Below are 18,375 nucleotides of genomic sequence, written 5' to 3'. Positions count from 1 at the left end.
GCCATCATCCCACCGGTGCACGGCGCCTCCGCGCCTGCGGTGTCCGGGCCGGTTGGCATACTGACGCCATGGACGCCACCTCGCACCCCGACGCCGGCCCCCGCCTCCCCGAGACCTCCACGCCGGGCGGGGACGCCGCGCTGCACGAGGAGGCCCTGGCTGTGCTGCGTCGGCTCGTGGACCGGCCGGACGCGCGGTTCAAGGACGGGCAGTTCGAGGCGATCGAGGCGCTCGTGGCCCACCGCCGCCGGGCCCTGGTGGTGCAGCGCACCGGCTGGGGCAAGTCCGCCGTGTACTTCGTGGCCTCCCTCCTGCTGCGCGCCCGCGGCGCGGGGCCCACGCTGATCGTCTCCCCGCTGCTCGCGCTCATGCGGGACCAGGTCGCAGCCGCCGCCCGGGCGGGCGTGCGGGCGGTGTCCGTGAGCTCGGCGAACGCCACGGAGTGGGACGAGGTCCGGGCACGGCTCGCAGCGGACGAGGTGGACGTGCTCCTGATCTCGCCCGAGCGACTCACGAACCCCCGGTTCCGGGACGAGCAGCTGCCGGACCTCGTGGCGCGCATGGGCCTGCTCGTGGTGGACGAGGCCCACTGCATCTCCGACTGGGGGCACGACTTCCGGCCGGACTACCGCCGCATCCGGGACCTGATCGGGCTGCTGCCCGCCGAGGGGCCGCGCGCGGTGCCCGTGCTGGCCACCACCGCCACGGCCAACGCCCGTGTGGTGGCGGACGTGGTGGAGCAGCTCGGCGTCGCCTCCGAGCAGGACGTGTTCGTGCTCCGCGGCCCCCTGGCCCGCGCCTCGCTGCGCCTGGGCGTGCTGCGCATGCCCAGCCCGGCCGCGCGCCTGGCCTGGCTCCTCGACCACCTCGGGGACCTGCCGGGCTCCGGGATCGTCTACGCCCTCACCGTCTCCGCCGCCGAGGACACGGCGCGCGCCCTGCGCGAGGCGGGGCACGAGGTGGTCGCCTACACGGGCCGCACGGACCCGGAGCGTCGCGCCGAGATCGAGGAGGACCTCAAGGCCAACCGGGTGAAGGCCGTCGTGGCTACCTCGGCGCTCGGCATGGGCTTCGACAAGCCGGACCTGACGTTCGTGGTGCACCTCGGTGCGCCGGGCTCCCCCGTGGCGTACTACCAGCAGGTCGGCCGCGCCGGCCGCGGGACGGACCACGCGGACGTGCTCCTGCTGCCCGGGCCCGAGGACCGTCGCATCTGGGAGTACTTCGCCACCGCCTCCATGCCGGACGAGGAGCAGGCGCGCGCCGTGCTGGGGGCGCTCGCGGACCACGGCGGGGCCCTCTCCGTGGCGGCGCTCGAGCCGGCCGTGCGGATCAAGCGCACCTCCCTGGAGCTGCTGCTCAAGGTCCTCGCCGTGGACGGGGCGGTCGAGCGGGTGGGCGGCGGCTGGCGCGCCACCGGGCGGGAGTGGACGTACGACGCCGAGCGGTACGCCCGCGTGGCCGAGGCCCGCCGGGCCGAGGAGCGGCTCATGCTCGACTACCAGACCACGGACCGGTGCCGCATGGAGTTCCTGGCCCGCACCCTGGACGACCCCACCGCCGCGCCGTGCGGCCGCTGCGACGTCTGCGCCGGCCCCTGGTACCCGACGGGATCGGACGGGGCGGCGCGTGAGCGCGCGGAGGCCGCCCTGCGCCGCACCGGTGTGCCGATCGAGCCCCGTCGCATGTGGCCCTCGGGCATGGACCGGCTGGGCGTGCCCGTCAAGGGGCGCATCGCGTCCGAGTCGCAGGCCGAGGAGGGCCGCGCGCTCGCCCGCCTGACGGACCTCGGGTGGGGCACCGTCCTGCGGGACCTGCTGGACCGGGAGGACGCCCCGGTGCCGGAGGAGGTCCTGCGGGGCGCCGTCGACGTCCTGGCCGGCTGGGGGTGGCGGACGCGGCCGATCGCCGTCGTCGCGATGCCCTCGCGCACCCGCCCGCAGCTGGTGGGGTCGTTCGCCGAGGGGATCGCCCGGATCGGCCGGCTGCCGTTCCTCGGTTCGCTCGAGCACGCGCGCGGCGGCCCCACGGCCGGGCCGGGCGGCAACAGCGCCTACCGGCTCGGGTCCGTGTACGGCCGGTTCGCCGTCCCCGAGGCGATGGCGCAGATGCTGCGCACCGCCCCGGACGCCGGCCGGCACGGCCCCGTGCTGCTCGTCGACGACCTCGTCGACTCGCGGTGGTCGCTCGCCGAGGCCGCGCGGGTGCTGCGCGAGGCCGGCGCGCAGGGGGTGCTGCCGCTCGCCCTCGCCCAGGCCGGATGAGCCGCCGCGGTCAGCGCTCCGCGCGGACGATCGCCAGCACGGCGTCGCGGAGCGCCTCCATGGTGCCGGCCGTGCGGGCCTCGCCGTTGTAGCGCAGGAACGGCTCCGTGTTGGACGGGCGCAGGTTGAACCACCACGTGCCGTCCTGGGCGGCGACCGTGGTGCCGTCCATGCGGGTCACCGTGGTGGCCACCCCGGCGAAGTCCTCGTGCACGGCCTGGCCCTCGCCGACGCCCTCGCCCACGGCGGGGGCGAACTGCGCCACCACCGCGGCCACGGCGGCGTCCTTGTCCTCGACCTGCGAGTTGATCTCTCCGGAGGCCACGTACGGCTCGTACTCCTCGGCCAGCTCGGACAGCGGCTGCTCCTGGCCGCCCAGGGCCGCCAGCACGTGCATGGCCGCCAGCATGCCGGTGTCCGCGTTGAAGAAGTCGCGGAAGTAGTAGTGCGCGGAGTGTTCGCCGCCGAACACGGCGGACTCGGCGGCCATGACCGCCTTGATGAAGGAGTGGCCCACGCGGGTCTCCACGGCCCGGCCCCCGTCGGCCGCCACGAGCTCGGGGACGGCGCGGGAGGTGATCAGGTTGTGGATGACCACGGGGGTCTGCTCGCCGTCGGCCTTCGCGCGGGCGATCTCGCGGCGGGCCACCAGGGCGGTGATCGCGGAGGGGGAGACCGGGGCGCCCTGCTCGTCGATCACGAAGCAGCGGTCGGCGTCGCCGTCGAAGGCCAGGCCGATGTCCGCGCCGTGCTCCACGACGGCGGCCTGCAGGTCCCGCAGGTTCTCCTGCTCCAGCGGGTTGGCCGGGTGGTTCGGGAAGGTGCCGTCCAGCTCGAAGTAGAGCGGCTCGATCTCCAGCGGCAGGGCGGCCAGCTCGGCGTCGCCGAGGACGGCCGGGGTGGTCTTGCCCGCCATGCCGTTGCCCGCGTCCACCACGACCTTCAGGCGGCGCACCCCCGTCAGGTCCACGAGCGAGCGCAGGTACGCGGCGTAGCCGGGGAGGATGTCCTCCTCCGTCACGGTGCCGACCGTCTCGGCGGCGGGGATCTCACCGGCGTCGAGGTAGGCCTGGGCCGCGTCGCGGATCTCGAACAGCCCGGTGTCCGAGGAGACCGGCACGGCGCCGGCCTGGGCCATCTTCATGCCGTTGTACTCGGCCGGGTTGTGCGAGGCGGTGAACACCACGCCCGCGGCCTGCTTCACGCCCGCCGCGTAGTAGAGCATGTCCGTGGAGATCAGCCCCAGGGTGACGACGTCGGCGCCGCGGCGCGTGGCGCCCTCGGCGAAGGCCGTCATGAACGCGGGCGAGGAGGGGCGCATGTCCCCGCCGACCAGCACGGTCTGACCGGCCAGGCCCAGCACGTCCACGAAGGCCGCGCCCACCGCGCGGACGCTCTCCGCCGTGATGGACTCGCCCACGATGCCGCGGACGTCGTACGCCTTGAAGGAATCGTGCAGGTCGAGGGAGGGGGTCGAGGTAGTCACTCGACCGATCGTAGTGGACAGCCTGGATACAGTGATGGCGTGCCCCCGACCACTTCGCCCCCGCCCGCGGGGCCCCCGGCCGTTCCGCCGTCGGGTCCCGCGCCGGCCGCCCCCGGGGAGCCCGCGTACCGCAGGCTGCTGATCGGGCTGTTCCTGGCCGGGGTGGCCACGTTCGCCCAGCTCTACTCCCCGCAGGGCCTGCTGCCGCTGGTCAGCGACGACCTGGGCGTTCCTGCGGACCGCGCCGCCCTGCTCGTCTCTGCCGGCACGCTCGGCCTCGCCCTGTCGGTGGTGCCGTGGTCCGTGGCCGGGGACCGATGGGGCCGCCGACGCGCCATGGTGGTCTCGATGGTCTCCGCCAGCGCGTGCGCGCTCGCGGGCGTCCTCGCGCCCACGTTCGAGGCCATGCTCGGCCTGCGCCTGCTCGAGGGCATGGCGCACGGGGGCGTCGCGGGACTCGCCGTGGCACTGCTGGCGGAGGAGGTGGCCCCGCACGCGGTCGCGGCGGCCGCCGGCACCTACATCGCCGGCACCACCCTCGGCGGGCTCTCCGGCCGGCTCCTCGCCCTGCCCGTCGCGGAGGCGTCCTCGTGGCGCGGCGGGATGCTGGCCGTCACCGTGGTCGGGCTGCTGTGCACGGTCGGCTTCCTGGCGATCACGCCGCGTGCCCGGCGTTTCACGCCGTCGCCCACCTCCCCGGCGACGCTCGTGCGCATCGTGCGCGGTCACCTGCGCTCGCCGGAGCTCGTCGCCGTCTACCTGCAGGGGGCGCTGCTGATGGGCGGGTTCGTGGCGCTGTACAACTTCGTGGGGTACCGCCTGCTCGACCCGCCGTTCTCTTGGACGCCGACGGCGGCCGGCCTCGTCTTCCTCGCCTATCTCGCGGGCACGTGGTCGTCGCCGCGCGCGGGCTGGCTGGCCGCGCGGGTGGGCCGGCTGCCCGTCCTGGCCGGCGCGACGGCGGCCATGGCCGCGGGCGTCGCCCTCACGTTGGTCCCGCATCCGGCGGTGCTGGTGCCCGCCCTCGTGCTCGTGACGGGCGCGTTCTTCGCCGCCCACGCCGTGGCCTCCGCGTGGTCCGGGACGGCCGCCCCCACGGGCCGCGCCCAGTCGACCTCCCTGTACAACTTCGCGTACTACGCCGGCTCGAGCCTCTTCGGCTGGCTGGGCGGCGTGTTCCACGAGTCCCACGGGTGGCCGGGGACGGTGCTGATGGTCCTGGCCCTGGTGCTGACCGCCCTGGCGAGCGCCGTCGTCGTGCTGCGCGGGCGCGGGACGGCCCCGGCGCGCTGAGCCGGGGCCGTCGTCGGGGCGGGTGTCAGTGGGTCGACCCGCCGGTCACCAGCCGAGGGCCTCGGCATCCGTGCCGGTGGCGGACCGGGCCTGGTCACGCCAGGCGGCGAGGACCTCCGGGTCCTGCAGCTCGAGCCACGCGATCATCTGCTGGTAGGTCACGCAGTAGGTGTCCTCCTCGACGCAGACCTCCCGCATGACCTTCTCCACGGCCGGGTTGAACGCGTTGAGACCCCAGTCGTTGAAGTGGTTGCCGAAGACCAGCGGGGCGCGGTTGCCCGCGAACGCCGAGTCGTACATGTAGCGGTAGGTGCGGTACTGGAAGTCGGTGAGCCGGGCGACGTCCTCCGGGATGTCCTTGCCGCCGTTGCCGGAGATCCAGAAGTTGTAGTCCATCGCCATCACGAACGGGCTGGTCGCACCCTTCTCGGCGAGCACGGGGGACCAGGTCATCGGCATCTCGAACTCCCAGATCCCGTCCTCCTGGTAGGGCCAGGCGACGCCGGAGGTGGCCGCGGCACGCGACGTGTCGTACTCGATTCCGTTGTCCTTCCACATCGGGACGAGCTGGTCCCACTCCCCGTCGAGGCAGGGCAGACGTCCGCCCTTGACGTCCTCGGGGGTGACCTCCAGCGCCGGCAGGGAGCTGCCCGGGTTGTAGGCGCCGGGGTCGGAGAGGATGTCCGCGAACGAGCCGTACTCCTGCTCCCATTCGGCCGTGGACCACTGGTCGCCGCCGTATGTCGCAAGGGCGCACAGGTGGCCCGCGTAGTGGGTGCCGATCTCGTGGCCGGCGGCGTGGGCCGTGTTGATGTTCTCGATGCGCTGCGCCACCTCGGCCTCGTCGCCGCCGAACTCCGTGCCCACGTAGCCGGGCGTGTTGCCGGGCGCCGTGTAGTTCTCCCGGTTGGCGGTCTCGATGAGGTTGATCGCGGACTGGAACACCGTGAACTTCGCGTCGGAGTCCGCCGCCGCGTCCAGGAAGGTCTTCCAGCGAGCATCCTGACGGCCGCCGTCGAAGGAGAAGAGGACGAACTGCGGCGGGCGCTCCTCCGCCGTGAAGGCCCGCATCGGCACGCCCTCATGGGAGCGGGCGGCCAGGGGGACCGCGGGGTCCGCGGCGGCCGACGGCGAGCCCTCGCCGGACGACGCCGCAGCCTGTGAGGAGGCCGCATCCGAGGACCGTCCCTGCGACGACGAGGCCTCCGATCCGTCCGCAGATGCGGGCGACGAGACGGCAGCGTCCGTGGCGCTGGAGGACCCGGCCGTCGTCCCCTCATCCCCCTGCGGGGCGGCGCAGCCGGCCAGCACGAGGGCGAGCGCCACCGACGTCCCCCACCAGCGGCGTCGCCGGGGCGAGGGGGTGTCGACGGTGCGGGCGGACGGGCGGGGGAAGGACATGCGGTCTCCTGGCTCGGTCGAGTGGCGGGCGGAGTGTCTCCTCCCTGGCCGCCGTGACCAGACACGGAGAACTCCACTTTCTACCGTAGGCGAGGCCCTCGGTGGCTCTGGGGCCCTGGCAGAACTGTGACCAGGTTGTGATGTGGCGCCGCGGCCGCCGGCATGGCCCTCGCGGGCCACACCTAGAATGGAGGCATGGAATATCTCGTCCCTGTCCTCGCGGTGGTCGTCATCGGCGCCCTCGCGTTCACCGCCGCCCGGTGGATGTCGGCCGGTCGAGCGCGTCAGGCGGCGGACCAGCGCACGCTGTCCGGTCGCGGGCTGGACATCGGACCGGAGCGTGCGCGTCTGGCGGCGGGGCTGCTGGACGAGGACGCCCATCGGCGCGTGTATGGGCACATCGCCCAGAGCCGCGTGATGGAGGCCGTGCGCGACTACCGCGCCCACACCGGGCGCGGCCTGAAGGACGCCGTCATGGACGTGCAGTCCCTCGCCGTGCATCCGCAGGTCTACTCCGAGCCGGCACAGGAACCGGACGCCACGTCCGCCGGAGCTGCGGGGCCCGTTTCCGCTGGCCATGAGGAGCCCCACCGGGACGACGCGGCCCCGGCCGAGACCCCCGGGCCGGAGCGGCCCGGACAGGATTCGAGCGGGCAGCGGGAGCCGGACGCTCAGACGCCCGATCGCGAGACCTCTGACGCCGTGGCCGAGGACGACGCCCGGCAGGACACCGACCACGCCTCAGCCGCGCCGCGTCCGACGGCGACGCCCGCCGATGAGCTGACCACCCTGACCGTCCCGGCCGAGTGGACCGCCGCCCCCGCCGAGGAGGAGTTCCCCTTCGAGGTCGAGGTGATGCGGGGGACGGAGTCCGTCCGCCTCTCCTCGCAGGACCTGCCGCCGTGGCTGCGCGACCAGCTCTCCGCCATGGTGCGGGACGGCAACCTCGAGTCCGCCGCCGTCCAGCTGTCCAGCCACTCGGAGCTCTCCGTCCCGGAGGCGTACGAGCTGCTGCGCCGCATGCGCGAGCGTCGCGGGGAGGGCTAGTCACCAGCCGGTCGCCATGTCAGGTCGCCGCGCGCAGACGCGAAGAGGGCCGGAATCGCGTGGATTCCGGCCCTCTCTGGCGGAGACGGGGGGATTTGAACCCCCGGCCCGACTTTCGCCGAGCCCTTCATTAGCAGTGAAGTCCATTCGGCCGCTCTGGCACGTCTCCTCCGTCCGGCGCGCCTCGCACGGGGCGACGCGCGGTCAGACCGGTCCAGCTTAGCGCGCCAGGCCAGGGCAGGGCAAAGGAGCGACGTGCTCACGGTCGGACCACCACCGCGCACGAGCGGGGCCCCGGATCCATGGATCCGGGGCCCCGCGTGATCTGTCAGCCGTCCGGCCTGAGGCCGACGCGTCCGTTCAGATCAGATGCGATCCTTGCGGTCGTTGCGGCCGTCGAGGTCGCGATCGGTGGCGTCGCCGTCGACCTTGACGTCCTCGTGGCGGACCTCCTCGGTCACCGTCTCGGTGTCCTGCACCTGGCGCTTGCCCAGGGAGACCTTCTCGGCGTCCACGGTCTTGTTGACGACCGGGGTCTCCTCGTAGGTGGTCACCTCGACGTCGCCGTCGCGGCCGGCGGTGCGGGCCTCGGCGGAGTTCGGGTCGACGGACTCGCGCTCCACCACGACCTCCTCGCGGGTGACGGGCACCTCGACGGTCTCGGTGGTGGTGTAGGCCTGCTTGCGCAGACGGACGCGGCCGGAGGCGCGGCGCTCGGTGCCGACGTTCAGGTGCTCGTCCTTGACGACGACGGAGTCGGCGTCGGTCACGTCGCGGCGGTCATGGTCGGCCACGTCGCGGCGGTCGCGGTCGGTCACGTCGTGGCGGTCGCCGTCCACGACGGCCTCGTCGCGGCGGTCGGCCACGCCGGCCACGCCCGCAGTGCCAGCCACGCCAGCGGCGCCGGCGTCGGTGCGCACGTCGTCACGACGCACGTCGCCGTCGTAGTCCGCGGCGGAGTACTCCATGGAGTAGTACTCGTAGATGCGCTGCTCCTCCTCGGGGGTCAGCGAGCCGTCCGCGTCCACGTTCGGAGCATCCTTCACGAAGGACTTCTCGAAGGGCACCGTGATGCCGTCGGCGGTGGTCTGGGCCTGCTGCAGCGGGACGAAGGTCTCGCGGGCGCCGAACAGGCCGGTCTTCACCGTGACGAAGGTGGGCTCGTTGGTGACGTCGTCGAGGTAGACCTGACCGACGGAGCCGATCTTGTCGCCGTCGGTGGCGAAGACGGTGGAGTTCTGCAGCTGGTCGAGAGCGTTGCGGTCCATGAGGAATTCTCCTTCTGAATCGGTGTTTTGTTGCCTTACGCTCATTCACAATTCCCCATGGGCCCGAGTGGCGTCAACCATCGGCCCCCCAGATTCCTAATTCCCAGACTTCTCTCAGAATCTCGGTGCGATCCGCATGATTCCGCGGATTCTCCGTCCGGCCCTGCTGTAGATCCTGGGGGATCGGTGGGAGTGTGGCGCAAGCGGTCCGCGACCCTTGACGGCCACCGATATTGTGTGGAATACGCGCGCCGCAGGCGTGAATAACGATCCCGAGGAGAGTGGAGGCCCCATGTCCGAGCCCCTGGTGGCCGATCGCCGCCTCGCAGTGGTGGGAGCGGGCCCCCGCGGCGTCATGCTGCTGGAGCGGATCCTCGCCCGACTCGAGGGCGCGGCCCCGGACGCACACCCTCGGCGGATGCGCATCGACGTCGTGGACCCCTATCCGCCCGGGCCAGGGCGGGTGTGGCGCACTGACCAGTCCGAGCTGTACCTCATGAACACCCCCGCGTTCTTCCCGACCGCGTGCGCCGCCGACAACCCCGGTCTGCGCCCCTCCACCGCCGCCCAGACCTTCGACCAGTGGCGACGCGTGCACCCGGAGGCCAGCCTCGGCGTGCGCCGCCACCAGTACCCGGCCCGTGCGGTCTACGGGCGCTACCTCCGGCATCTGTACAAGGACGTCGTCGCCGGGCTGCGCGCCCGTCCCGAGGTCGCCGAGGTCGTCGAGCACCGCGCCGAGGCCACCGCCCTGCACCCCCGGCCCGACGGCGGTGCCCGCCTGGAGCTGCGGGACGCCGACGGCGCGGTCGCCGCGCTCGACGCGGACGCCGTCGTGCTCTGCCTGGGCCATCAGCCGGCGGAACTCAGCCCCGGCCAGAACCGGATGGCCGCCGCCGCGCGGGGCCGGGACGAGCTGCACTACCAGGGCCCGCAGATCCCCTCGGACGTGGACTGGGAGACCCTGGAGGCCGGGGCGGACGTCCTCGTGCGGGGCATGGGCCTGAACGCGTTCGACCTGCTGGCCCAGCTCACCCAGGGCCGGGGCGGGGTGTACCGCCGCACCGGCGACGGACCCGGCCGGGCCCTGCGGTACGAGCCGTCGGGGGACGAGCCGCGCCTGCACCTGATGTCCCGCCGCGGCATCCCCTACCTGCCCAAGGCCGAGGTGGACGCCTTCGTGCCCCGGGGCGTCACCCTCAGCTACCTCTCCGACGCCGCCGTGGACGCCCTCACCGCCCGGCACGGGGCCCTGGACCTCGCCGAGCACCTCTGGCCGCTGCTGCACCGCGACGTGGTCCGGCACTACTACGCCACGCTCGTCCGGGCCCAGCCCGAGATCCTCGGCGGCCCCGTCGAGGCGCGCCGGTTCCTCGGGGAGCTCGTCGGCCAGCTCGAGGAGGCCGGCCGCGGCGCCCCCGTGACCTCCGCGCACGCCGAGGAGCTCCTCCAGCGGTACGCCCCCGGCCGCCGCTTCCTCGACATCCTGGCCTATGCGTCCCCGTTCGAGGACGCCGTGTTCGCCTCCCATGAGGACTATCAGCGGGCCGTCGCGGACCTCATGGAGCAGGCCTGCGTGGAGGCCGCCCTCGGGGAGGAGTCCCCGTTCATGATGGCCGTCGGCGCGCTCCATGCCGGCCGACTGCGGATCAAGGCGTGGATCGCCGAGGGCCGGATCGCCGAGGCCTCCCGCATCCGGGACGTCCAGGGCTGGTTCGAGCCGCTGGTCGAGGGCCTCGCCTCCGGTCCGCCCCTGTGGCGCGTCGAGCAGATGCTCGCGGTGCACCGGGCCGGCCTGCTCACCTGGGCCGGCCCCGCGCCCGTGGTCGAGGCCGAGGGCCACGGCTTCACCGCCCGCAGCCCCCAGGTGGGAGCGCAGGACTCGCTGGAGCCCGCCGTCGTCGAGGGGGTCTGGCTGGTGGAGGCCATGATGCCGCCCAACCGCGTGCAGGCCGCCGCCTCCCCGCTGGTCCGTCAGATGCTGGCGGACGGTGTCGCCGCGGCCGGGACGTGGGAGGACGAGGAGGGCGTGCGGGTGCCCGCCACCGGCTTCGACGTCACGGCCCGCCCGTACCGGCTGCGGGCCGCGGACGGCACGGTCCACGCGGACGTGTTCGTGCTGGGCCTGCAGCTCTCGGGCGTGCAGTGGGGCACCGCGATCGCGGCCGAGGCCGGGGCCGATCCGGCCGGACGTGCCCTCTTCCTCGCCGACGCCGACGCCGCCGCGGCGGCCGTGCTCGCCGGCTGAACCCCACGACGACGGCGGGGCCGCCCGGGTGGATCCCGGACGGCCCCGCCGTCGTCATGCCGGGCGCGGCGCCCCGCGCCCCGTCAGGGACGGGCCGGCCCGCGGCCCTTGCCGGGGTGCTCCGGGCCGTGGCCCTTGCCCGGGTGGTCACCGCCGTGGCCCGGGGTCGCGCCGATGCAGCGCAGCCACTCGCGCACGGAGTTCGCGGGCTTGCCGGGCACGCCGCGCGGATCGGTCACGCCGTCGCAGGTCTCACCCGGGGTGGGTTCCGGCTCCGGCTCCGGGGTCGGCTCGGTCACGGGCGCGTCGAGCTGGAGGCCCACCAGGATCGGGTTGTGGTCCGAGGACCGCCACTGGTCCGCGGAGTACAGGTCCTCGGCCACGTAGTTGTGGCGCGAGTACTCCAGAGCCACGGATTCGTTCGCGTTGATCATCCAGATGTCCTGGCCGGTGATCGCCGTCGCCGCCGACGGCGAGGCGTAGATCCCGTCCAGGCTGCCGACGGCGCCGCCGAACGCGTAGGAGTACTCGCCCGTGAGCGCGCCCTGGGAGACGTACCCGGCCGCCTCGAGCACCCGGATCGGGTCTTCCTTCTCGTAGGAGTTGAAGTCGCCCATGAGCAGGACGCGGTCGGTGCCGGTCTCGGCCTTCATGCGCTCGGCGAAGGCCACGAGGGCCTCGGCCTGGCCCACGCGGTCCGCGTTGTACGCGCCCTGGCCGTCGCCGGAGTCCACGTTGTCCCCGGTCGCACCGGAGCCGCCCTTGGACTTGAAGTGGTTGGTGATCGCCACGAACTCGGTGCCGGCCGCCCCCTCGGCCGTGCCGTCGGCGGCGCGGAACAGCTGCGCCATCGGCTCGCGGGCGTTGTCGAAGTTCGTCTGGTCGTCCAGGATCACCGACTCGCCCACCGGGGTGACCTCGGCCGGCTGGTAGATGAACGCGGAGCGGATGACGTCCTCGTCCGCGAGCGCGGGACGGGCGGCCGGGGAGGCCACGTAGGCCCAGCGCTGCTCGCCGGCCTGCGCGTTGAGGGCCTCCACGAGGTGGGCCAGCGCGTGGTCCCGGTCGAGGCCGAACTTCTCGGAGTTCTCGATCTCCTCGAGCGCGACCACCGAGGTGCCGAGGCCGTTGATCGCGGCCGCGATCTTCTCCTGCTGGCGGGCGAACGCCTCGGGGGTGTAGGCGCCGCGCGGCAGGCAGCCGTTCGTGGTGACGGGGGTGCCGGCGCGGTCGCGGTAGGCGCTGCAGCCGGCCACGTCCTGGCCCAGGGTCGTGAAGTAGTTGAGCACGTTGAAGCTGCCGACGGTGACGTTGCCGCCGACCGCCTCGGGGGCGGCCTCGGCCGGGCGGGTGTCCTCGATCGTCACGGGCTGAACGGCGGCCGCCGTGGCATCGGTGAGGTGGCCCAGCGGCTGGAAGGACCACGCGTCGAAGCGCCAGTCGAGGATGACTCCGGTGGTGAACTCCAGGCCCGCGCCCACGCGCACCGGCTGGTCCGCGTCCAGGTACGGCAGCGGGTTCTGGTTGCCCGGCGAGCGCATGAAGTTCGTGGCGGCCCCGTCGTCGAGCACGATCAGCTGCTGCGCGTTGGCGGCCGCGACGGCCTGCGCCTCGGCGCCGGGCCGGGCCACCGACGTCGGATTGTCCAGCGGCTTCGTGCCGGGGACGACGCCGAGGGAGCCGTACTGGTTGAGGGAGTAGTTGTCCGTGACCGTCCAGTCGCCCTGCGGGGCGAGGACCATGCCCTCGAGCGCTTCGCGTCCGGCCTCGTCCAGCGGGAACTCCACCGGCGTGGGGGCCACGGCGCCGGGCTCGGCGACCGGCAGCACGCCGCCGGCGGCGACCTTGATCTGCGTGAGGCCGTAGTGCTCGGCCGCTTCGCCCGTGACCTGGACGTGGTCGCCGAGCGTCACGGAGCCGACCGTGTCCGGCGAGTACACGAACAGGCCGTCGGAGGCGCCCGGGGTGGCGTCGGGGGTGTCGCCGCCGGTGCCGGCGGTCTGGATGTAGTAGCCGTCGTAGCCGCCCGTGGAGTACACGGCGGTGACGACGCCGGTGGTGGTCACCTGGCGCCCGGCGTACGGGGTGGCCGTGCCGGTGCCCTGGAGCTGGGCGATGGTGATCCGCTCGGCCGGGGTCGGCTGCGGCTCGGGCTCCGGGGTCGGCTCGCCGCCGGTGGCGGCGGCGTTGGTCGGGGTGACCTGGCCGGTGACGGTGAAGTCGGCGCTGTTGTCGTCCGTGTCCACGCCGTTCGTGCGGGTGAGGGACTTCGGGTCCGCGTTGGCCGAGGGGGCGCCCGCGGCCGCCGTCTCGAAGGTGTTGGTGGCGCCGTAGCCGAGCACGTCCGCGACGCCCGGCACCTGACCGGTCACCACGGAGCCGACCGGCAGGTCCGTCACGGTGCCCGCCTGGCGCGCGAGCACGATCGTGCCCTTGGTGCCCGCGGGGTTGAAGGCCCCGCCGGCCACGAGGTCCGCCTCCGGCAGGGCGGCGCCCGCGGTGCCGTTGGAGCCGCCGGAGATCAGGAAGTGGCCCTTCGCGGGCACCGTGCCGGACAGTGCGACCGTGCCCTGGGTCGCGGCCGTGCCGGCGGCGGAGCGGTACTGCAGGGACCAGCCGTCGAGGCTGATCGGCTGGTCGGTGGGGTTGTAGAGCTCCACGAACTTGTGGGTGTACACGGCGTTCGCGGAGCCGCCGTTGGTGTACGCCTCGTTGATGACGAGGGAGTCGCCGGCCGGGCTGGCCTGGGAGGGCAGGGCCACGGCGGGGGCGAGCAGGGCCAGGGCGGCGGTGGTCACCGCGGTGCGCGCGGCGAAGCGGGGCAGGGGGGTCATGTCGTCCTCAGTCTCGATCTCTCTCGGTGGGTCAGCGCGGCAGGCCCGCGGCGGTCAGCCAGGCCTGGGCGGAGAAGACGGGGTGCGTGGCGGCGCCGCGCTGCACTCCACGGCCCTTGCCCGGGTGGTCCTCGCCCTTCACGCGGCCCTTGCCCGGGTGGTCGGCGCCCTTGTCATGGCCCTTGCCATGACCCTTGCCCGGGTGGGTCGGGGCGGGCTGCTCCGGCTCGGTGGGGGCCGGGGCCGCGGTGACCTCGAGGGCATGGCGCACCACGGTCGTGCTGCCGTCGGCGTAGCGCACGGTCATCACCAGCTCGCCCGTGCCCGCGGCGGCGGGGGCGGTGATCCCGGAGAGCGTGACGGTCTCGGAGCCCGCCGGGACGGCCACGGTGCCCAGGCCGGTCTCGGTGCCCTCGGCCGTGCGGAAGGCGACGTCGACCGCGGTCGCCGCGGGGGCGCCGTCGGAGTCCACCACGAGGTCCCCGAGGGTCAGGCCGACGGCCTGCCCGGCCTCGACCGAGGCGGGGGCGTCGGTGACCGGCACGCCGTTCTTGCCGAAGTCCGGGGCGACGGCGCCGCGGGCCGCGTCCTGGGCGCGGGCGTAGTCCGTGATCGCCTGGGAGTCCAGCAGGCCCATGTTCACGAAGTTCTGGCGGCCGGTCGCGAAGGCGGTGTAGCCGTCGGGGGCCTTGGTCGGGTCCCCGAGCGTCGTCCAGGTGTCGTCGGCCAGGAACGACTGGCTGGCCACCGTGTACATGCGGTCCGCCTGGAGCGGCTCGCCGTCGATCCACACGCCGGTCACCTTGTCCCCCTGGGGGCGGGACTCGTCGTAGGTCCAGGTCAGCTCCTCGGACCAGCCGAGGGTGAACTTGCGCACGTCGTTCCGCCAGTTCTCCTCGAGGGCCAGCTTGATGGAGGAGCCCGGGATGTCGAAGTAGGTGATGGTGTTGCCGAACGGCGCCATGTCGAGCAGCTCGCCCAGGGTGAGGCGACCGACGAGGTCGGCCGGCTTGGCCGGGAACGCGCCGCCGTCGGTGAAGCGGTCCGTCAGCAGCTCGGAGCGCAGGCCGCCGGGGTTGGTCACGCCGAGGTCCACCTCGGGGTTCGCCTGCTCGGCGGCGTGCTTGACGGCGTCGCCCACCCAGGTGCCCAGGGTGGTCTCGGCGGCGCGCGTGCCGCCGGCCTTCCAGGAGCCGCCGGCGTCGATGAGCTTCTGGTAGTCGGTGGTGATGGAGGCGGACAGGTCGGCCACGACCTCGCCCTGCAGGTCCTCGAAGACCGCGACGGCCTCCTGCTCGATCGCGTACACCTGGGCGGTGACGGGGGATTCCGCGGCGGCCTCGGCGGGGGCCTGCGTGGACCGGGCCAGCAGGCGCGGGGTGAGCCCGGTGACCTCGCCGTCGGCGCCCACGGTCAGCTCGACGGCGGCCAGGTGGCTGCCGGAGGCGCCCGCCTGGATCACGGGGCGGTGGGCGCCGCCGGCCGCGGTGTCGTACCGGTAGAGCTGGTGGGTGTGGGCGTTGAAGATGACGTCCACGGCGGAGGAGGTCTCGCCGACGATGCGGTCGAACTCGGCCCGGGCCGCCCGCTCGGCGGCCAGCTCGCCCGCGCCGGCGGCGCCGTCGTGGTACGAGGCCACGATCACGTCGGCGGCGTCCTGGGCCTCCAGCTCGTCCGCGACCGCGTTCACGGCGGCGACCTCGTCGAGGACCTCGTTGCCCTTCAGGCCCGCGCCGGTGGTGGTCGCGTACAGCTCGTTGGGGGAGGCGCCGATGACCGCGACGCGCACGCCGTCGACGTCGAAGACGGCGTGCGAGGTGAGGACGGGCTCCTTGCTCGTCGGGTCCACCAGGTTGGCGGAGAGCACCGGGAACTGGGCCCGGGACTCCACGCGGCCCTGCAGGTCGTCCAGGCCCTTGTCGAACTCGTGGTTGCCGGCGGTCAGCGAGGCCAGGCCGAGCGCGTTCATCACGTCGATCGTCGGGTTGTCCTGCTGCACGTTGGACACGGACTTCGAGCCGCCGATCAGGTCGCCGGCGCTGGTCAGCAGCGTGGAGCCGGCGCCGTGCTCGGCCTCGAACGCGGTGCGGTAGTCCTCCACGGTGTCCGCGAACTGCGTGCCGATGTAGTCCGCGGACAGCGCGCCGTGGAAGTCGTTGAAGGACAGGATCGAGATGGTGGTCTCGTCCGCGGCGGCCGTCTCGACGGCCAGGGCGGGCGCCGCGCTCGCGGGCGCGAGGACGAGGACGGTGCAGGCGGCCGTGGTGACGGCACGGCGGCGGAACAGGCTGGGCATGGCTCTCCCCGGGATGCGTGATGACAGAGGTGCGCCGCCGGTGGACGGCGGGGTGACGCGCGGAGTCCATCACATCCAGGTGGCCTCCAGGTGAACGAGAGGCGGCGGGCCGTCCGGCCCGCCGCCTCTCGTCGTGTGCACGCGGATGGTGAGGGATTCGAACCCTCGGCACGGGGTCACCGCGCACCGGTTTTCAAGACCGGCTCCTTCGGCCGCTCGGACAACCATCCCGGGCCTGACCGCGACGGCATGGGCCGCCGCGTCGAGGACCCACTCTAGCCCGTGGCCCGGCGGGCGACCGGTGGCGAGTCCGGCCCCCGCGCGCGAGGATGGACCCTCGACCCCCGACCAGAGGAGGAGACCCCCATGGACGTCCCCGCACAGATGCGCGCCGTGCGATTCACCGGTGCCGGCGACAACGGCGTCGTCCGCGTGGGCCACGAGCCCGTGCCGGACCCCGGCCCGGGCGAGGTGCTGGTGCACGTGGCCGCCGCGGGTCTCAACCGCGCGGACATCGCGCAACGCGAGGGCCGCTATCCGCCGCCGCGCGGCGCCTCCGAGATCCCCGGGCTCGAGGTCTCCGGCACCGTGGCGGCGCTGGGACCCGAGGCCGGGATGCCGGGGGAGGGGCGCTTCGCCGTCGGTGACCGGGTGTGCGCTCTCCTGGCCGGCGGGGGCTTCGCCGAGTACGTCGCCGTGCCGGCGGGCCAGCTCATGGCCGTCCCCGACGGCGTCGGCCTCGTCGAGGCGGCGGCCCTGCCGGAGGTCGCCTGCACGGTGCACTCGGCGCTCGTGGGCCGTGCCGGCGTGCAGGCCGGGGATCGGGTGCTCGTGCACGGCGCCACCGGCGGCATCGGCTCCTTCGCCGTCCAGTTCCTCGCCGCGCTCGGCGCACGGGTGCTGGGCACCGCCGGCGGCCCGGAGAAGGTGGCGCTCGGTCGGCGGCTGGGCGCCGAGCACATGTTCGACCACCGCGCCGCCGAGTCCGGTGCCTTCGCCCCGTGGGTCAAGGAGGTCACGGACGGCCACGGCGCGGACGTCATCCTCGACGTCGTCGGCGCCCCGTACCTGGCGCCCAACGTGTCCGCGCTCGCCCCCGAGGGACGCATCGTGACGCTCGCGGTCCAGGGCGGCGCCGTCCCGGAGGACTTCAACATCATGAAGCTGGTGGTCAAGCGCGGCTGGCTCACGGGGGCGACGCTCCGCTCCCGCTCGGTCGTGGACAAGGCCGGGATCGTGGCCGCGGCCGAACGTGCCGTGTGGCCCCTGGTGGCGGCGGGCCGCATCGACGCGAGCGTCGGGGCGTGCTTCCCGCTCGCCGAGGCCGCCGAGGCGTTCGACTGGTTCGACTCCGCCACCCGCACGGGCAAGGTCGTGCTCGTCACCGACCCCGCCGACGCGCGCCGGCCGTCCGGCGACCGCGCATGAGGGGGCCCTTCGCACGCTTCCGTCAGGAGCGTGCCGACGACCGCGAGCTCGGCACGGGGCTGTGGCGCCGTGCCCACGACCGACTCGGCCGGGCCCTGGACCGCTACTGGCAGGTGCTGGAGGGCCAGCGGGGCACGGACGTGCTGAGCCCCGAGGAGCGCAACGGCGTGGTCCACGCCGGCAACGTCCTCACGGAACGGCTCCCCGCGGTCCGTGCCCTGTGCGTCCGCCTGCACCGGGACCACGAGGGCGACGGCGAGCACATCCCGGCCGAGGCCGCCGACGTCCACCGTGAGCTCTCCCGCGCCGCGCACGAGCTGGCCGCCACCGCTCAGGCCCTCGCCCTGTACCGGCTCGGTCAGGGCTCGGCGGAGTCGGTCGGCCGGCACGCCGAACGCACCCTCGGCCACCTGGACCGGGCGGAGGAGCTGGGAGCCGGGCTCTGACGGCGGCGCGCCCCGGAGGGCCGGCCCGGAGACGAGAGGACCCCGCCGCGTGATCACGCGGCGGGGTCCGGGGGAGCCCCCTGCCGGATTCGAACCGGCGACCTGCTCTTTACGAGGGAGCTGCTCTGGCCAGCTGAGCTAAGGAGGCACGTGACCGTGAACGGCCACGGCTGACGAGCATACCGGTTTCGCGGCCCCGATTCCACCGCGCGGCCGGGTGCGCGGGCCACCGAGTGTGGCCCGCCCCTTCTGCGGGCGTTCACCCCCAGGCCATGCCGCGGCCAGACGGGGGCGGTTCCCTGGTGGGCACACACCGTCGACGGGAGACGCATGAGCCTGCCCCACGCCCCTCGCACCCCCGCAC

11 protein-coding genes and 3 tRNA genes are annotated in these 18,375 nt (G+C 74.0%); 6 read left to right on the top strand and 8 right to left on the bottom strand.

Annotated features, from left to right (window positions below; genetic code table 11):
- Positions 1–68 precede the first annotated feature (68 nt).
- Positions 69–2,264 carry a RecQ family ATP-dependent DNA helicase gene (locus J1M44_RS04860; RefSeq protein ID WP_049160831.1) on the top strand — a complete coding sequence of 732 codons (2,196 nt, stop codon included), beginning with the start codon at positions 69–71 and terminating at the stop codon, positions 2,262–2,264.
- 10 nt (positions 2,265–2,274) lie between these two features.
- Here J1M44_RS04860 and J1M44_RS04855 read toward each other — a convergent pair whose 3' ends face one another.
- On the bottom strand, positions 2,275–3,750 hold the full coding sequence (locus J1M44_RS04855) for a phosphomannomutase/phosphoglucomutase (RefSeq protein ID WP_060775566.1): 1,476 nt from the start codon (positions 3,748–3,750) through the stop codon (positions 2,275–2,277).
- Positions 3,751–3,891: 141 nt separating this feature from the next.
- Here J1M44_RS04855 and J1M44_RS04850 point away from each other — a divergent pair, with 141 nt between their 5' ends.
- Positions 3,892–5,043, top strand: a complete 1,152-nt coding sequence (locus J1M44_RS04850) for an MFS transporter (protein WP_260840804.1) — start codon at positions 3,892–3,894, stop codon at positions 5,041–5,043.
- 45 nt (positions 5,044–5,088) lie between these two features.
- On the opposite strand, the gene J1M44_RS04845 is transcribed toward J1M44_RS04850, so the two are convergent.
- The gene (locus J1M44_RS04845; protein WP_206480695.1) at positions 5,089–6,444 is read right to left on the bottom strand and encodes a hypothetical protein; all 1,356 of its coding nucleotides are present in this window, start codon (positions 6,442–6,444) and stop codon (positions 5,089–5,091) included.
- 195 nt (positions 6,445–6,639) lie between these two features.
- On the opposite strand from J1M44_RS04845, the gene J1M44_RS04840 reads away from it, so the two are divergent.
- Complete coding sequence (locus tag J1M44_RS04840) at positions 6,640–7,491, top strand: hypothetical protein (RefSeq protein ID WP_206480694.1); 852 nt, start codon at positions 6,640–6,642, stop codon at positions 7,489–7,491.
- Between the two features lie 77 nt (positions 7,492–7,568).
- Here the strand turns inward: J1M44_RS04840 and J1M44_RS04835 are convergent.
- A tRNA-Ser gene (locus tag J1M44_RS04835) sits at positions 7,569–7,660 on the bottom strand.
- A 196-nt stretch (positions 7,661–7,856) separates the two neighbouring features.
- Complete coding sequence (locus J1M44_RS04830; protein WP_002858048.1) at positions 7,857–8,759, bottom strand: PRC and DUF2382 domain-containing protein; 903 nt, start codon at positions 8,757–8,759, stop codon at positions 7,857–7,859.
- Between the two features lie 292 nt (positions 8,760–9,051).
- On the opposite strand from J1M44_RS04830, the gene J1M44_RS04825 reads away from it, so the two are divergent.
- Entirely contained in the window at positions 9,052–11,007 is a 1,956-nt protein-coding gene (locus tag J1M44_RS04825; RefSeq protein ID WP_206480693.1) for an FAD/NAD(P)-binding protein, read from the top strand.
- 83 nt (positions 11,008–11,090) lie between these two features.
- Here the strand turns inward: J1M44_RS04825 and J1M44_RS04820 are convergent, their stop codons facing one another.
- From J1M44_RS04820 to J1M44_RS04810, 3 genes are all read right to left on the bottom strand, one after another.
- On the bottom strand, positions 11,091–13,841 hold the full coding sequence (locus J1M44_RS04820; RefSeq protein WP_206480692.1) for an ExeM/NucH family extracellular endonuclease: 2,751 nt from the start codon (positions 13,839–13,841) through the stop codon (positions 11,091–11,093).
- A gap of 31 nt (positions 13,842–13,872) precedes the next feature.
- Positions 13,873–16,137 carry a bifunctional metallophosphatase/5'-nucleotidase gene (locus J1M44_RS04815; protein ID WP_206480691.1) on the bottom strand — a complete coding sequence of 755 codons (2,265 nt, stop codon included), beginning with the start codon at positions 16,135–16,137 and terminating at the stop codon, positions 13,873–13,875.
- 142 nt (positions 16,138–16,279) lie between these two features.
- Positions 16,280–16,367: transfer RNA gene (locus J1M44_RS04810), tRNA-Ser, on the bottom strand.
- A 136-nt stretch (positions 16,368–16,503) separates the two neighbouring features.
- On the opposite strand from J1M44_RS04810, the gene J1M44_RS04805 reads away from it, so the two are divergent.
- Both J1M44_RS04805 and J1M44_RS04800 read left to right on the top strand, forming a co-directional pair.
- A complete protein-coding gene (locus tag J1M44_RS04805) occupies positions 16,504–17,565 on the top strand; it encodes an NAD(P)H-quinone oxidoreductase (RefSeq protein ID WP_081097720.1) in 1,062 nt (353 codons plus the stop codon).
- Positions 17,562–18,011: a hypothetical protein gene (locus tag J1M44_RS04800; protein WP_002858061.1), complete on the top strand. Its 450-nt coding sequence runs from the start codon at positions 17,562–17,564 to the stop codon at positions 18,009–18,011. The genes J1M44_RS04805 and J1M44_RS04800 overlap by 4 nt, the downstream gene beginning before the upstream one ends.
- A gap of 74 nt (positions 18,012–18,085) precedes the next feature.
- On the opposite strand, the gene J1M44_RS04795 is transcribed toward J1M44_RS04800, so the two are convergent.
- A tRNA-Thr gene (locus tag J1M44_RS04795) sits at positions 18,086–18,159 on the bottom strand.
- Positions 18,160–18,375: the final 216 nt, after the last annotated feature.

Origin of the sequence: Micrococcus sp. KRD128 (assembly GCF_017168395.1) — a bacterium.
GTDB classification, from domain to species: Bacteria; Actinomycetota; Actinomycetes; order Actinomycetales; family Micrococcaceae; genus Micrococcus; species Micrococcus luteus.
Note: the sequence above shows the minus strand (reverse complement) of the source record. Positions and strands in the feature narration are given on the sequence as shown.

Excerpts from the sequence above, each read along its gene's own strand:
- J1M44_RS04860 (WP_049160831.1), top strand. The coding sequence starts at position 69 with ATGGACGCCACCTCGCACCCCGACGCCGGCCCCCGCCTCCCCGAGACC.
- J1M44_RS04845 (WP_206480695.1), bottom strand. The coding sequence starts at position 6,444 with ATGTCCTTCCCCCGCCCGTCCGCCCGCACCGTCGACACCCCCTCGCCC.
- J1M44_RS04840 (WP_206480694.1), top strand. The coding sequence starts at position 6,640 with ATGGAATATCTCGTCCCTGTCCTCGCGGTGGTCGTCATCGGCGCCCTC.
- J1M44_RS04830 (WP_002858048.1), bottom strand. The coding sequence starts at position 8,759 with ATGGACCGCAACGCTCTCGACCAGCTGCAGAACTCCACCGTCTTCGCC.
- J1M44_RS04825 (WP_206480693.1), top strand. The coding sequence starts at position 9,052 with ATGTCCGAGCCCCTGGTGGCCGATCGCCGCCTCGCAGTGGTGGGAGCG.
- J1M44_RS04820 (WP_206480692.1), bottom strand. The coding sequence starts at position 13,841 with ATGACCCCCCTGCCCCGCTTCGCCGCGCGCACCGCGGTGACCACCGCC.
- J1M44_RS04815 (WP_206480691.1), bottom strand. The coding sequence starts at position 16,137 with ATGCCCAGCCTGTTCCGCCGCCGTGCCGTCACCACGGCCGCCTGCACC.
- J1M44_RS04805 (WP_081097720.1), top strand. The coding sequence starts at position 16,504 with ATGGACGTCCCCGCACAGATGCGCGCCGTGCGATTCACCGGTGCCGGC.
- J1M44_RS04800 (WP_002858061.1), top strand. The coding sequence starts at position 17,562 with ATGAGGGGGCCCTTCGCACGCTTCCGTCAGGAGCGTGCCGACGACCGC.